Annotated in this window: 15 protein-coding genes; 11 read left to right on the top strand and 4 right to left on the bottom strand. The window is 69.4% G+C overall.

The genetic code is table 11. The features are described 5' to 3' along the window. Positions 1–48 precede the first annotated feature (48 nt). Both KAQ61_RS12935 and KAQ61_RS12940 read right to left on the bottom strand, forming a co-directional pair. The gene (locus tag KAQ61_RS12935; protein WP_210929432.1) at positions 49–1,026 is read right to left on the bottom strand and encodes a response regulator; all 978 of its coding nucleotides are present in this window, start codon (positions 1,024–1,026) and stop codon (positions 49–51) included. Continuing rightward, positions 1,023–4,631 (bottom strand): hybrid sensor histidine kinase/response regulator, encoded by a 3,609-nt coding sequence (locus KAQ61_RS12940; RefSeq protein WP_210929433.1) that lies wholly within the window; start codon positions 4,629–4,631, stop codon positions 1,023–1,025. Before KAQ61_RS12940 ends, KAQ61_RS12935 begins: the two co-directional genes overlap by 4 nt. A 195-nt stretch (positions 4,632–4,826) precedes the next feature. On the opposite strand from KAQ61_RS12940, the gene KAQ61_RS12945 reads away from it, so the two are divergent. The 4 genes from KAQ61_RS12945 (at position 4,827) to ureC (ending at position 7,853) form a co-directional block, all read left to right on the top strand. Beyond that, positions 4,827–5,129 carry an urease subunit gamma gene (locus KAQ61_RS12945; protein ID WP_042415127.1) on the top strand — a complete coding sequence of 101 codons (303 nt, stop codon included), beginning with the start codon at positions 4,827–4,829 and terminating at the stop codon, positions 5,127–5,129. A gap of 63 nt (positions 5,130–5,192) precedes the next feature. Next, positions 5,193–5,810: a HupE/UreJ family protein gene (locus KAQ61_RS12950; RefSeq protein ID WP_210929434.1), complete on the top strand. Its 618-nt coding sequence runs from the start codon at positions 5,193–5,195 to the stop codon at positions 5,808–5,810. A gap of 17 nt (positions 5,811–5,827) precedes the next feature. After that, positions 5,828–6,133: an urease subunit beta gene (locus KAQ61_RS12955; protein WP_042415133.1), complete on the top strand. Its 306-nt coding sequence runs from the start codon at positions 5,828–5,830 to the stop codon at positions 6,131–6,133. A 1-nt stretch (position 6,134) separates the two neighbouring features. Next, positions 6,135–7,853, top strand: a complete 1,719-nt coding sequence (gene ureC, locus KAQ61_RS12960; RefSeq protein WP_210929435.1) for an urease subunit alpha — start codon at positions 6,135–6,137, stop codon at positions 7,851–7,853. A 4-nt stretch (positions 7,854–7,857) separates the two neighbouring features. Here the strand turns inward: ureC and KAQ61_RS12965 are convergent, their stop codons facing one another. Further along, positions 7,858–8,331, bottom strand: a complete 474-nt coding sequence (locus tag KAQ61_RS12965) for a gamma-glutamylcyclotransferase family protein (protein ID WP_045266260.1) — start codon at positions 8,329–8,331, stop codon at positions 7,858–7,860. A gap of 81 nt (positions 8,332–8,412) precedes the next feature. Here KAQ61_RS12965 and ureE point away from each other — a divergent pair, with 81 nt between their 5' ends. The 7 genes from ureE (at position 8,413) to KAQ61_RS13000 (ending at position 12,984) form a co-directional block, all read left to right on the top strand. Continuing rightward, complete coding sequence (gene ureE, locus KAQ61_RS12970) at positions 8,413–9,114, top strand: urease accessory protein UreE (RefSeq protein ID WP_210929436.1); 702 nt, start codon at positions 8,413–8,415, stop codon at positions 9,112–9,114. Continuing rightward, positions 9,111–9,446: a DMT family transporter gene (locus KAQ61_RS12975; RefSeq protein WP_210929437.1), complete on the top strand. Its 336-nt coding sequence runs from the start codon at positions 9,111–9,113 to the stop codon at positions 9,444–9,446. The genes ureE and KAQ61_RS12975 overlap by 4 nt, the downstream gene beginning before the upstream one ends. A 1-nt stretch (position 9,447) precedes the next feature. Then, positions 9,448–10,146 (top strand): urease accessory protein UreF, encoded by a 699-nt coding sequence (locus KAQ61_RS12980; RefSeq protein WP_210929438.1) that lies wholly within the window; start codon positions 9,448–9,450, stop codon positions 10,144–10,146. 11 nt (positions 10,147–10,157) lie between these two features. After that, positions 10,158–10,490 (top strand): antibiotic biosynthesis monooxygenase family protein, encoded by a 333-nt coding sequence (locus tag KAQ61_RS12985; protein ID WP_210929439.1) that lies wholly within the window; start codon positions 10,158–10,160, stop codon positions 10,488–10,490. Between the two features lie 29 nt (positions 10,491–10,519). Beyond that, entirely contained in the window at positions 10,520–11,182 is a 663-nt protein-coding gene (gene ureG, locus KAQ61_RS12990) for an urease accessory protein UreG (RefSeq protein WP_043380916.1), read from the top strand. Between the two features lie 165 nt (positions 11,183–11,347). Then, positions 11,348–12,430 carry a DUF697 domain-containing protein gene (locus KAQ61_RS12995; protein WP_210929440.1) on the top strand — a complete coding sequence of 361 codons (1,083 nt, stop codon included), beginning with the start codon at positions 11,348–11,350 and terminating at the stop codon, positions 12,428–12,430. Between the two features lie 107 nt (positions 12,431–12,537). After that, entirely contained in the window at positions 12,538–12,984 is a 447-nt protein-coding gene (locus KAQ61_RS13000) for a phage tail tape measure protein (protein WP_210929441.1), read from the top strand. On the opposite strand, the gene arsC is transcribed toward KAQ61_RS13000, so the two are convergent. Continuing rightward, positions 12,985–13,335 (bottom strand): arsenate reductase (glutaredoxin), encoded by a 351-nt coding sequence (gene arsC, locus KAQ61_RS13005; RefSeq protein ID WP_210929442.1) that lies wholly within the window; start codon positions 13,333–13,335, stop codon positions 12,985–12,987. Positions 13,336–13,343: the final 8 nt, after the last annotated feature.

Here is a 13,343-nt window from a genome sequence, read left to right on the forward strand (position 1 = left end):
TGACCCGCCACCGCGCCTATACGCCGGATGGCGTACGCCCTGCGCCGCTCATCCACCCTGGCGCAGCCGCCCCAGGGCCAGGGCCGCGGCGGCTGTGCGCGTTTCCACGCCCAGCTTGGCGTGGATGCGCTCCAGGTGCTTTTTCACCGTCGCCGGGCTGCTGCCCACGATGTCGGCAATGTCGCGGTTGATCTTGCCCTGCGCCACCCAGAACAGCACCTCGGCCTCCTTGGCCGTCAGCGCAAAGGCCTCGCGCAGCAGCTGGGCCGCGGCGCTGCCCGACTCCTCGCGCATCACCACCAGCAGCTCGCCACCCTGCCCCTCTTCCATCGGCGGGTGCAGGTGCAGCACCAGGCGCCGGTCGCTGCCGGCCACGGGCTGCGGGGCCACCAGCACCCAGCGGGGCGGCTCGGCCAGCCCCTGCAGCACCCCGTCCAGCTGCCGCGCCATCCAGTGGCGCAGGGTCTCGCCCACGGTGGCGCTGCCGGCGTCGCCGGGGCTGTCGCCATAGGCCAGCAACAGGCGCCGCGCCAGCGCGGTCTGCCACAGGATGCGGCCGTCCGCCACGCGCACCGTCATGCTGGCATAGCCAAAGGCATCCAGCGCACTGCGCGCCTGCAGGGCCTGCTGCGCCTGGCTGCGGGCGCGCCGGGCGGTGCCCAGGTGCACCTGCATGCGGGCCAGCACCTCGGCGGGCTTCAGGGGCTTGGTCACATAGTCCACGCCGCCGGCGGCCAGGGCGGCCACCAGGTGCTCGGTCTCGGTCAGCCCGGTCATGAACACCACCGGGATGGCCGCGGTCTGCGCATCGGCCTTGAGGCGGCGCGCCACCTCGAAACCGTCCATGCCCGGCATCAGCGCATCCAGCAAGATGATGTCCGGCTGGGCCTGCACGGCGCGCTGCAAGGCCTTCTCACCATGCGTGGCCACCAGGACGGTGTAGCCCGCCTCGTCCAGCGCGTCATGCAGCACCGACAGGTTGTCGGGCACGTCGTCCACGATCAGCACCACGTCCGGCGCGTTCATGGCTGCCCCACGTCCGTCGCCTGCTGCTGCGCCACCGCGCGCGCCAGGCCGTCCATGTCGAACTGCTGCACCAGGCCGCGCCACTGCGTCCACAGCGCCGCCTGCGCGGGGTACGCCTGCTCCAGCTGCGCCAGGGCCTGGCGCACGCCGCGCACATAGCCCAGTTGCAGCGCCTGGCACAGCGGCGCCAGGGCCTCGGCCGGGACTGCGGCCGGGACCGCAGCGACGTGCAGGCCATCGCCCGCAGGTTCTTTGCTATTGAATTGCATAGCATCTTGCGCCCGCTGTACAGGCGTTGCGGTGGGTTTTGCTTCTAGGGCGTAGTGCCACACCAGGTCCAGGCGCTGGGCCAGCCAGTGCAGCAGCTCGCTGTGGCGCACGGGCTTGACCAGGAAGTCCTGCGGCGCAATGCCCACGTCGTTGGGCAGCTCGCGGTCAAAGGCATTGGCAGAGACCACGGCGCAGGCAATGTCGCCGGCCTGCAGCGCCCGCAGGCGGCGCAGCGTTTCCCAGCCGTCGATGCCGGGCATGGCCAGGTCCATGAAGACGGCATCGGGCACCCAGCCGCCCGCCACCCAGGCCAGGGCCGCGTGGCCGCTGTCGGCCTGCTGCACCTCAAAGCCCAGCGGCGCCAGCAGCTGCCGCAGCACGCCGCGGTCGGCCTCCTCGTTGTCCACCACCAGCACCCGCCGACGCGGCCCAGCATAGCCCACGGGCATGCGCTGCAGCGGCGCGACGGCGGGCGCCACGCCCTCGACCGAGGGCAGGAACAGCCGCACCTCGAACACCGCGCCCTGGCCCGGTGCGCTGTGCAGGGTCAGCACGCCGCCCATCAGTTCGGTCAGCATCTTGGCCATGGTCAGGCCCAGGCCGGCACCGCCCGCCGCCGTGGCGGCCTGGCCGCGCTCGAAGGGCTCGAAGATGCGCGCCTGCTCCTCGGGCCCCAGGCCCGGGCCGGTGTCGATCACGCGCACGATGGCCATCTGCCGCGCATGCTGCACCTGCAGGGTGACGTGGCCCTGCTGCGTGAACTTCAGCGCATTGCCCAACAGGTTGATGACGATCTGGCGCAGCCGCTTTTCGTCGGCCCGCACCACGGCGGGCAGCCGCCCCTGCACCTCGTAGTGGAAGGCCAGGCCCTTGGCCTGGGCCTGCAGGGCGAACAGATCGGCCAGGGCCTGCATGCCTTCGGCAAAGTGCATGGGCGCCACCTGCAGGGCCAGCTTGCCCGATTCGATGCGCGCCACGTCCAGCGTGCCCTCGATCAGCGACAGCAGGTGCTCGCCGCCACGCCGGATCACCTGCACCGCGTGCTGGCGGTGCGGGGGCACGCTGTCATCGGCCCCCATGAGCTGGGCATAGCCCAGGATGCTGTTGAGCGGCGTGCGCAGCTCGTGGCTGATGGCGCTGAGGTAGCGGCTCTTGGCCTGGTTGGCGTGGTCGGCGGTTTCGCGTGCCGCCTCGGCCACGGCACGCGCCTCTTCGGCGGCTTTGCGGGCGCTTTGCAGCGCGGCATCGGTCTGCTGGTGCAGGGCGATTTCGCGCACCAGCAGGCCGGTCTGGCGGTTGGACTCTTCCTGCGCCACGCGGCGGCTCTGGTGCGCCAGCACCAGCCACCAGGCCACGATGCCAGCAATCAGCAGCAGGCCCAGGTAGGCCTTAAGCATGGCCGAACCCAGCGCCGCCTGTGCCGCCTGCAGTGCGGCCGGCGTCATGGCGGTGCGCTGCAGGGTCTGCAGCTCCTGGTGGTAGAGCAGGCCCAGCACCGCCGCCAGCAGCGGGGCAATCACCAGCATCAGCAGCAGAAAGTGCCCCAGGCCCTTGTCGAACAGCCGCCACAGCTGCTCCGGCAGCAGCCAGCGCAGCGCGGCGCGCCACTGCACGCCCCAATGCGCCTGGGGCTTGCACAGGTCGCCGCAGCGCGCATCCAGGGTGCAGCACAGCGAACAGATGTGGCCGCCATAGGCCGGGCAGTGGGCCATGTCCGGCACTTCGTAGTCGCGCTCGCACACGGTGCAGCGCAAGGTGTGCACGGCCTGGGCCTGGGGGACCGCGCGGCAGCCCGTGCACCCGGTGCAGGCCTGGGCCGGCAGCGTGGCCGTGCGCGCCAGGTAGTAGCGCCCGCGCGTGGCCCAGGCGATCAGCGGTGCGGCGACCAGGGCCACCACCATGGCGATCAGGGCCGAGAACGCCTGGGCCAGCGGCCCGAACACGCCCAAGTGGGCTGCGATCGACAGCCCCGAGGCCAGGCCCATGGCCCCCACACCCACGGGGTTGATGTCGTACAGGTGGGCACGCTTGAATTCAATGCCCCGGGGCGACCAGCCCAGCGGCTTGTTGATGACCAGGTCGGCCACCACGGCCATGATCCAGGCGATGGCGATGTTGGAGTACAGGCCCAGCACCTCGCCCAGGGCGCGGAACACGTTCATCTCCATCAGCATGAAGGCGATCAACGTGTTGAACACCACCCAGACCACGCGCCCGGGGTGGCTGTGCGTGAGGCGCGAGAAGAAGTTGGACCAGGCCAGCGAGCCCGCATAGGCATTGGTCACATTGATCTTGAGCTGCGAGATCACCACGAACAGCGCCGTGGCCGCCACCGCCCAGCCGTAGTGCGGGAACACGTACTCATACGCCGCCAGGTACATCTGGTTGGGATCGACCGCATGGCTGGCCGGCACGGAGTGCGAGATCGCCAGATAGGCCAGCAGCGCCCCGCCCAGCATCTTGGCCACGCCCAGCGCCACCCAGCCCGGCCCGCCCAGCAGCACGCCGGACCACCAGCGCAGCCGCGTGGTCTGCGCGCGCGCCGGCATGAAGCGCAGGTAGTCGGCCTGCTCCCCCATCTGGGTGATCAGGGCAATGCCCACGGTCAGCGCCGCACCAAAAAGAGGCAATGAAAAATGCGCACCCGCGCCCGACTCACCACCGTAGTGCACCACCTGCGCAAACGCACCAGGATTGCGCAGCAGCACGTAGACAAAGGGCACGACCAGCATCAGCAGCCACAGTGGCTGGGTCCACATCTGCAGCCGGCTGATCATGGACACCCCGTGCGTGACCAGCGGAATCACCACCAGGGCGCAGATCAGGTAGCCCCAGGCCGGCGGGATGTCCAGCGCCAGCTCCAGCGCGTAGGCCATCACGGCCGCCTCCAGCGCGAAGAAGATGAAGGTGAAGGTGGCGTAGATCAGCGAGGTGATGGTCGAGCCGATGTAGCCAAAGCCCGCGCCGCGCGTCAGCAGGTCCATGTCCACCCCGTAGCGCGCCGCGTAGACGCTGATGGGCAGGCCCGCCGCAAAGATGATCAGGCCGGTGGCCACGATGGCCCAGAAGGCATTCGCCCAGCCGTACTGCACCAGCAGCGTGGCGCCCACGGCCTCCAGGATCAGGAACGAGGCCGCGCCGAAGGCGGTGTTCGCCACCCGCCACGCGGACCAGCGCCGAAAGCGCTGCGGCGTATAGCGCAGGGCGTAGTCCTCCAGGGTTTCCGTCGCCACCCAGCCGTTGTAGTCGCGGCGCACCTTGACCACCTGCTGCGGCACGCAGGGGTCGGTCGAGGCAGGCGTCGCAGGCGCGGCGGCGGCAGGGGACTGGGTCATGGTGGGGTCAGCGATGCAGCTTCTGTGCCCGACTGGCACGGTGCTTGCACTGCAGGTGCCAGCCCTGGTGACCGCCCAGGCGCCGCACGGCCCGCCGTGTGTGCGCACGCCGGGCGGCATGCAGGCCGCGACATGGCATGGCCGCACCGCCCCCGTCCACGGGGCCGGCACTGCGGACCGATGGAGGGAATCGACATGGAATTAACGCCGCGAGAAAAAGACAAGCTGCTCATCTTCACCGCCGCGCTGCTGGCCGAGCGCCGCCAGGCCCGTGGCCTGAAGCTGAACTACCCGGAATCCGTGGCCCTGATCAGCGCCTTCGTCATGGAAGGCGCCCGCGACGGCAAGACCGTGGCCCAGCTGATGAGCGCAGGCCGCACCGTGCTGACGCGCGCCGACGTGATGGACGGCGTGGCCGAGATGATCCCCGACATCCAGATCGAGGCCACCTTCCCCGATGGCACCAAGCTGGTCACGGTGCACGAACCCATCGTCTGAGCGACCGCCCAGAACTTGCAGGCTTTTAGGCCTCCAGCCCTTATTCCACCAGCGCAGACAGCTATGAAAACCAAGAACCTGATCACCACCCTCCTCGCCACCGCGTCGGCCCTGCCGCTGAGCGCCCTGGCCCACGTGGGCGCGGACGGTGGCGGCCACCACAATTTTCTGGACAGCCTGGCCCACGCCTTCGCCCACCCCTTCGGCGGCGCCGACCACCTGGCGGCCATGCTGGCCGTGGGCGCCTGGAGCGCCCTGGCCTTTCCCCACCACGGCACGGCCTGGCGCGCCCCGGCGGCCTTTGTGGCCCTGCTGGTGGCCGGCTGCCTGGCCGGCTTTGCGGGCCTGCACGTGCCGGCCGTCGAGCCCATGATTGCCGCCTCGGTGCTGGTGCTGGGCCTGCTGGTGATGGTGCGGCAGAAGATGGCCTGGGGTGCCGCCGCCGCCCTGGTGGGGGTGTTTGCCTTCTTCCACGGCGCGGCCCATGGCTATGAACTGTTCGAGGACAGCGCCGCCGCTGCAGCCGGTGCAGTGCTGGGCATGGCGGCCGGATCGGCCCTGCTGCACCTGGGCGGCATGGCCCTGGGCCACCGCGTGATGCAGCGCCACCAGCTGTTAGCCAGGCTGGCGGGCGCCGCAACCGCCGTCCTGGGCGTGGCCCTGCTGACGCGTCTGGCCTGATCCCACGGAGGCACCGCATGATTCCTGGTGAACTGCTCCTGGACGAGGGGGCCCACCCCCTCAACCCCGGCCGGCGCACGGTCACGCTGCTGGTCAAGAACGCCAGCGACCGGCCCATCCAGGTCGGCTCGCACTACCACTTTGCCGAAACCAACGCCGGCCTGGACTTCGACCGCGCCAGCGCCCACGGCATGCGCCTGAACATCGCCAGCGGCATGGCCGTGCGCTTCGAGCCCGGCCAGCAACGCACGGTGGAGCTGGTCGACATCGGCGGCGACCGCCAGATCTACGGCTTTCGCGGCCTGATTCAAGGAGCACTTTGATATGGCCACCATGGACCGACGTGCCTACGCCGAAACCTTTGGCCCCACCGTGGGCGACCGCCTGCGCCTGGCCGATACCGAGTTGATCGTCGAAGTCGAGAAAGACTACACCCTGGCTGCGGGCGGCTATGGCGAGGAAGTGAAGTTCGGCGGCGGCAAGACCATCCGTGACGGCATGGCGCAAAGCCAGCGCACGCGCGAGCAAGGCGCGGTCGATACCGTGCTGACCAACGCGCTGATCCTGGACCACTGGGGGATTGTCAAAGCCGACATCGGCCTGAAGGGCGGCCGCATCGTGGCCATCGGCAAGGCCGGCAACCCCGACACCCAGCCGGGCGTGGACATCATCATCGGCCCGGGCACGGAAATCATCTCCTGCGAAGGCCATATCGTCACCGCCGGCGGCATCGACACCCACATCCACTTCATCGCCCCGCAGCAGATCGAGGAAGCGCTGACCAGCGGCGTGACCACCATGATTGGCGGCGGCACCGGCCCGGCCACCGGCACCTTTGCCACCACCTGCACGCCCGGCCCCTGGCACCTGGAGCGCATGCTGCAGGCCGCTGACGCCTTCCCCATGAACCTGGGTTTTCTGGGCAAGGGCAATGCCAGCCTGCCGGGCGGCCTGCACGAGCAGATCAGCGCCGGCGCCATCGGCCTGAAGCTGCACGAGGACTGGGGCAGCACGCCCGCGGCCATCAGCAACTGCCTGGATGTGGCCGAGGAGACCGACACCCAGGTCGCCATCCACACCGACACGCTCAACGAATCCGGCTTTGTGGAAGACACCGTGGCCGCCTTCAAGGGCCGCACCATCCACACCTTCCACACCGAAGGCGCGGGCGGCGGCCATGCGCCCGACATCCTGAAGGTGGTGGGCGAGGCGAATGTGCTGCCCTCGTCGACCAACCCCACGCGCCCCTACACCATCAACACGCTGGACGAGCATGTCGACATGCTGATGGTCTGCCACCACCTGGACGCCGGCATTGCCGAGGACCTGGCCTTTGCCGAAAGCCGCATCCGCAAGGAGACGATTGCGGCCGAGGACATCCTGCACGACATCGGCGCGATCAGCATGTTCAGCTCCGACAGCCAGGCCATGGGCCGCGTGGGCGAGGTCATCCTGCGCACCTGGCAGACCGCCCACAAGATGAAGCTGCAGCGCGGTGCACTGCAAGGCGACGGCGCGCGCAACGACAACTTCCGCGTCAAGCGCTACATCGCCAAATACACCATCAACCCGGCGATTGCCCACGGCATCAGCCACGAGGTGGGCAGCATCGAGGTGGGCAAGTGGGCCGACCTGGTGATCTGGAAACCGGCTTTCTTCGGCGTCAAGCCGTTTTGCATCTTGAAAGGCGGCAGCATCGCCATGGCCGCCATGGGCGACCCAAACGCCTCCATCCCCACGCCCCAGCCCGTGCACTACCGCCCCATGTTCGCCAGCTTTGGCGGGGCCATCGCCAAGACCTCGCTGACCTTTGTCTCACACGCCGGGCTGGCGGCCGGCATCGGCGAGCGCTTTGGCCTGGCCAAGCCCCTGTCGGCCGTGAAGGGCATCCGCGGCGTGCAAAAGCAACACATGGTCCACAACGACCTGGCGCCGCGCATGGAGGTGGACGCCCAGACCTATGCCGTGCGCGCCGATGGGCAACTGCTGACCTGCGAACCCGCAGTCAGCCTGCCCATGGCGCAGCGCTATTTCCTGTTCTGAGCGCTCACGCGCCGGGAGCTGTCTTATGCGCCTTGAACCACGCCAGCCAGTCGCCGCTGTCAATCACCGGCGCGGCCTGCACGGTCGCTGGCAAGGCCTCGTAGACCAGCACCGCCAGCATCTGCGTGCCGCCACCGGTCAGGGCCACCGGCACGGTGAGGGTGCGCTTGGTGTATTCGCCCGTGTCCTGGGGCCAGATGCCTTCGTAGCCGTCGAGCACCTGCTCCAGGGCCGCATCCAGCGGATAGACCTCGGCCAGCACCTGCTGCGTGCCCTGCAGCACCAGGCCGGGGTACCAGCCCAGGTCGTGCAACGTGCCCGTCAGCGTGGTGCGCCCGGTGATCACCATGCCGCCGCGCAGCCGCGCAATGTCATTCACCGCGCCGGCGCGCAGCGTGCCGTAGACGGCCACATGGCCCACACCGCAGGGCTGCCAGCCGGACTTATCAGACCGAGAGAGTTCAGAGGGGGTTGACATGTTTGTCATGCTATTGGTTTGGAAAGCGCTTGGGAATGCACAAAGCGCGCCAGTCTGTAGCTCTCCTTTTGAAAGTACCCTATGTTGACCATCCACAAACTCCTGCCCCAGGGCCAAGGCCTGGCCAAAGTGCTGCTGCAACGCGCCGCCACCGTCGAGCTGGACTGGGACGTGCGCCAAAAGTCGCGCTTTGCCGCCACCGACAGCCAGGGCCGCGAACTGGCCATCTTCCTGCCGCGCGGCCAGGCCGTGCGCGGCGGCGACGTGCTGGTGGCCGAAGACGGATCGCTGATCCGTGCGATTGCCGCGCCCCAGCGCGTGCTGAAGATCACCGCCTGCGCCACGCACGGCACGGCCTTTGACCTGGTGCGTGCCGCCTACCACCTGGGCAACCGCCATGTGCCCATCGAACTGCAGCCCGACCACCTGAAGATCGAACCCGACCACGTGCTGGCCGACATGCTGCGCAGCCTGCACATGACCGTGGTGGCGGCCGATCTGCCGTTCGAGCCCGAAGGCGGCGCCTATGGCGGCCATGTGACCAACGACGGACACAGCCACCATCACCACAGCCACGGGGCAGGGCATGCCCATGGGCACGAGCATGCACACAGCCACAGCCACAGCCACAGCCACAGCCATGATCACGCCCCGGCACAGCCTGCAGGCGGCTGCGGGCATGCGCATGCGCAGCCCAAGTCCCAGTGCGCCTCCGGGGCGGGCTGCGGCCACTGCGATCACCACGACCATGCCCACCACCCCAGTCAGGGCTGTGGCGGATGAGCTGGCTCTACCTGATCGCGGCCGGCCTGTGCGAGATCGCCTACGCCGCCGCCATGCCACGCACCGCAGGGTTCACGCGGCTGGGGCCCAGCCTGTTCTGCCTCAGCTTCATCGCCGCCAGCATGTACCTGCTGTCGCTGGCCACGCGCAGCATTCCTGTCGGGACCGCGTATGCGGTCTGGGTCGGCATCGGTGCGGTGGGCACGGCCGCCTACGGCATGCTGTGGCTGGGCGAAGACCGCAGCGTGGCGCGCATGGCCTGCTTCGGCCTGATCCTGATGGGCATCGTGGGCCTGAAGCTGCTCACCCTGCGCAGCGACACGGGGGCCTGAGATGCTGAGCCATCCCACCGCCGCCACCTTCTTGCAGCTGATGTGGCTGGCCTCGCCGGCCTTGCCGATCGGGGGGTTTTCGTACTCCGAGGGGCTGGAGGCCGCCATCGACAGCGGCCGCGTCACCACGGAGGCCGAGGCCGCCGAGTGGCTGCGCCACCAGTTGCACCTGACGCAGTCGCGCGGCGACATGGCCGCCATCGCCCAGGCCCTGCCGGCGTGGGCGGCGCAGGACCGGGCCCGCCTCGCCGAGCTGAACGACTGGGTGCGCCACACCCGCGAAAGCGCCGAGCTGCGCCTGCAGACCGAGCAGATGGGCCGCTCGCTGGTCGAGTGGCTGAAGAACCGCCATGCCGGCGATGCCGCCATCCAGGCCCAGGTGCAATGGCTGGCCGCGCAAGACGCCAGCTACCCCCTGGCGTTTGCGCTGGCAGCCCACCTGACGGGGGCCCACGCCCCCGATGCGCTGCTGGCCTATACCTTTGGCTGGGCCGAGAACATGGTCCAGGCGGCCATCAAGGCCGTGCCGCTGGGGCAAAGCGCCGGCCAGCGCATCCTGGCACGCCTGACGCAGGAGATTCCTGCTGCCGTCGAGCTGGCCCTGGCGCTGCCCGATGCCGAACGCCAGGCCTTCTCGCCGATGCTGGCGATCCTGTCGGCGCGGCATGAACACCAGTACTCTCGGCTGTTCCGCAGCTGAGTCCCTCCACCATGTCCCCTGGTTTCGTCCCCACCCCGCAGCCGCCCTACTACGCGGCCATCTTCACCTCGCAGCGCACCGCCGGCGACCAGGGCTATGGCGCCATGGCCGACCGCATGCTGGAGCTGGCCGGCCAGCAACCCGGCTACCTGGGCGCGGAAAGCGTCCGCGATGCCCACGGCTTCGGCATCACCGTGTCCTACTGGACCAGCGAAGCCGCCATCCGCGACTGGAAACAGCAGGCCGAACACCAGGTGGCCCAGGCACAAGGCCACGCCCGCTGGTACCAGCACTTTGAACTGCGCATCGCCAAGGTCGAACGGGCCTATGGCACGCACCCCTGAGCCCCCCTTGTTTTGAGAAAGCACCGACCATGTCCAGCGCCCTGCACCACATCCCCCACCGCACCAAGAAGCTGCCCCCGCTGCGCGTGGGCATCGGCGGGCCCGTCGGCTCCGGCAAGACCACCATCCTCGAGATGCTGTGCAAGGCCATGCGCGAGAAATGGGACCTGGTGGCCATCACCAACGACATCTACACCAAGGAAGACCAGCGCCTGCTGACCATCAGCGGTGCCCTGCCGCCCGAGCGCATCATGGGCGTGGAGACCGGCGGCTGCCCGCACACCGCCATCCGCGAAGACGCCTCCATCAACCTGGAAGCCATCGACCGCATGCTGGGCGACTTCCCCGATGCCGACATCGTCTTCATCGAATCCGGCGGTGACAACCTGGCCGCCACCTTCAGCCCCGAGCTGTCGGACCTGACGATTTATGTGATTGACGTGGCCGCGGGCGAAAAGATCCCGCGCAAGGGCGGCCCCGGCATCACCAAGAGCGACCTGTTCGTCATCAACAAGACCGACCTGGCCCCGCACGTGGGCGCCGATCTGGCCATCATGCGCAGCGACACCGTGAAGCAGCGCACGACGCCCAAGGGCCTCAAGCCCTTTGTGATGACCAACCTCAAGACGCTGGAAGGCCTGGACGAGGTGGTGGCCTTCATCGAGCGCCAGGGGCTGCTGCACGGCGCCTGAAGCCCGCGCCACGGCCGCGGGGGCGGTAGCCAGGGACGGCCCGGTCCGGCCGCGCCAGGACGCAGCGCAAGGCCTGGCCCGGGCTGCCCAATGCCCCGGCTGCTGTCACCAGCAACGGCATTCAGGCAGACTGGATGCCGTTTTTTGCTTTGAAGGATGCCGCCCATGTCCCGCTTCACATCCCGCCTGCTGCTCCTGGGAACCTGCGCCCTGGTGGTCTGGAGCGCTGTGTTTGCCGTGGCCATGGTCAGCCAGCTGGCCGATGCGGCCGACCGCGTGCATGCCGGGGCCGGGCAGCCCGTGTTCTGGAGCATGCTGACCCTGCTGGTGGCCACGGTGCTGGCACCCAGCATCTGGCTGCTGCGCCTGCCGCCGGCCCTGCGCCACCCGCCCGAGGGCGATGCCCAGGCCCTGGCCGACTACGCCACCCGCCTGCGCGCCCACCTGGCGCGCAACCCTCGGCTGGCAGGCCGCCCGCTGGACAGCACGCAGGACGTGGAGGTGGCGCTGACCGTGCTGCGCGATGCGGCCGAGACCGAAACCCGGCGCAGCGCCGCCAGCGTGCTGGCCAGCACGGCCCTGCTGCAGAACGGGCGCCTGGACGGTCTGGTGGTGCTGGTCAGCCAGGTGCAGCTGGTGTGGCGCATTGCGCGCATCTATGGCCTGCGCCCCTCGCTGCGCCAGCTGTCCTACCTGTACGGCAATGTCGGCGCCTGCGTGCTGGTCGCCTACGGGCTGGACGAGGTGGACTTTGCCGAGCTGACCGCCCCCATCGTGCAATCGGCCACGCCCGCCGCCATGGGCAGCGTGCCCGGGCTGGGTGGCATGGGGCAGTTGCTGACCAACAGCATGGCCAGCGGGGCCGCCAACGCCTTTCTGACGCTGCGCGTCGGCCTGGTGGCCGATGCCTACTGCGCCCCGCAGCACCTGCCGCAACGCCAACTGGTGCGCCACCACGCCACGCACCGCGCGGCACAGATGCTGGGCGGCATCGTCAAGGACTGCGGCACGCAGATCACCCAAGCGGTGTACGGTCGCCTCAAGCAGGGCGTGCTGCACACGGCCCAGGCCGCAGCAGACAGCGTCAAGCAAGCCGGCCGCTCCGTCAGCGAAGCCACCCAGTCGGCCTACCAGGCCACGGCGCAGGGGCTGAACCAGGCCGTACACCAGGTGCGCGGCACCACATCGGCCGCCACCCAGCGCCTGCAGCAGACCCTCCGCCGCCAGGACGACCCGGACAAACCTTGAAGTGTTTTTGGGCTGCAGCGCAGACACAGCAAGCGCTGACAGCTATGGTTTTTTATTTCCGGATGGCTGCGCTTGAGCCCCCGCCGGCAAACGCCTAGCATCTGGACATGCCCATCCTGCCCCGACTCCCCCTGATCGCCACCGCGGTGTGGCTGGCCTGCACGGCGTGGCCGCTCAGCGGCCAGGCCCAGGTCTTTCGCTGCGGCAACAGCTACAGCAGCACCCCGTGCGCCGATGGCAAGCCCGTGCCGGTCGAGCCCATCGTGGAAGTCCATCCCCCCGCCCAGGGCGCGGCAGAGCGCCGTGCCACACGGCGCCATGCAGACCGCGAAGAACGGGCCTGGGACCGCATCGAGCGCGAGCTGGACAAGGCCCAAGCCAACGCCCCGCCGCAGCGCAAGTCCGGGGTGGACCGCAGCCAGTGCGAAGCCCGCGACCGGCGCATCCAGAAGATCGACCAGCTGGCACGGCGCGGTGGCACAGTGCAGCAGATGGAGCGCCTGCGCGAGGAGCGCCAGGAAGCGCGCGACTGGCAGTTCCGCGCGGGCTGCTGATTACAGCAGCGCCAGCACCTTCTCGGGCGGGCGGCACAGCGCCGCGCCCTTGGGCGTGACCACGATCGGGCGGTTCAGCAGCTGCGGGTGCTGGGCCACGGCCAGCAGGATCTGGGCGTCGCTCACCGCCGGCTGGTCCAGCCCCAGCGCTTGGTAGGCCGCTTCCTTGGTGCGCAGCAGCTCGCGCACCGGCACGCCGAGGTGGGCCACCAGCTCGGCCAGTTCGGGGGCCGTCAGCGGCGTGGCGATGTAGTCGACGATGTTGGGCTCGATGCCGCGCGCGCGCAGCAGCTCCAGGGCGCCACGCGAGTTGCTGCAGCGGTTGTTGTGGAAGATGGTGATATCGCTCATGGCGGCAA

Origin of the sequence: Comamonas aquatica (assembly GCF_018064205.1) — a bacterium.
Taxonomy (GTDB): Bacteria; Pseudomonadota; Gammaproteobacteria; order Burkholderiales; family Burkholderiaceae_C; genus Comamonas; species Comamonas aquatica.

Coding starts and splice junctions, on each gene's coding strand:
- KAQ61_RS12995 (WP_210929440.1), top strand. CDS start 11,348: ATGTCCCGCTTCACATCCCGCCTGCTGCTCCTGGGAACCTGCGCCCTG.
- KAQ61_RS12985 (WP_210929439.1), top strand. CDS start 10,158: ATGTCCCCTGGTTTCGTCCCCACCCCGCAGCCGCCCTACTACGCGGCC.
- KAQ61_RS13000 (WP_210929441.1), top strand. CDS start 12,538: ATGCCCATCCTGCCCCGACTCCCCCTGATCGCCACCGCGGTGTGGCTG.
- KAQ61_RS12940 (WP_210929433.1), bottom strand. CDS start 4,631: ATGACCCAGTCCCCTGCCGCCGCCGCGCCTGCGACGCCTGCCTCGACC.
- KAQ61_RS12955 (WP_042415133.1), top strand. CDS start 5,828: ATGATTCCTGGTGAACTGCTCCTGGACGAGGGGGCCCACCCCCTCAAC.
- KAQ61_RS12945 (WP_042415127.1), top strand. CDS start 4,827: ATGGAATTAACGCCGCGAGAAAAAGACAAGCTGCTCATCTTCACCGCC.
- arsC (WP_210929442.1), bottom strand. CDS start 13,335: ATGAGCGATATCACCATCTTCCACAACAACCGCTGCAGCAACTCGCGT.
- ureC (WP_210929435.1), top strand. CDS start 6,135: ATGGCCACCATGGACCGACGTGCCTACGCCGAAACCTTTGGCCCCACC.
- KAQ61_RS12935 (WP_210929432.1), bottom strand. CDS start 1,026: ATGAACGCGCCGGACGTGGTGCTGATCGTGGACGACGTGCCCGACAAC.
- KAQ61_RS12950 (WP_210929434.1), top strand. CDS start 5,193: ATGAAAACCAAGAACCTGATCACCACCCTCCTCGCCACCGCGTCGGCC.
- KAQ61_RS12965 (WP_045266260.1), bottom strand. CDS start 8,331: ATGTCAACCCCCTCTGAACTCTCTCGGTCTGATAAGTCCGGCTGGCAG.
- KAQ61_RS12975 (WP_210929437.1), top strand. CDS start 9,111: ATGAGCTGGCTCTACCTGATCGCGGCCGGCCTGTGCGAGATCGCCTAC.
- ureG (WP_043380916.1), top strand. CDS start 10,520: ATGTCCAGCGCCCTGCACCACATCCCCCACCGCACCAAGAAGCTGCCC.
- KAQ61_RS12980 (WP_210929438.1), top strand. CDS start 9,448: ATGCTGAGCCATCCCACCGCCGCCACCTTCTTGCAGCTGATGTGGCTG.
- ureE (WP_210929436.1), top strand. CDS start 8,413: ATGTTGACCATCCACAAACTCCTGCCCCAGGGCCAAGGCCTGGCCAAA.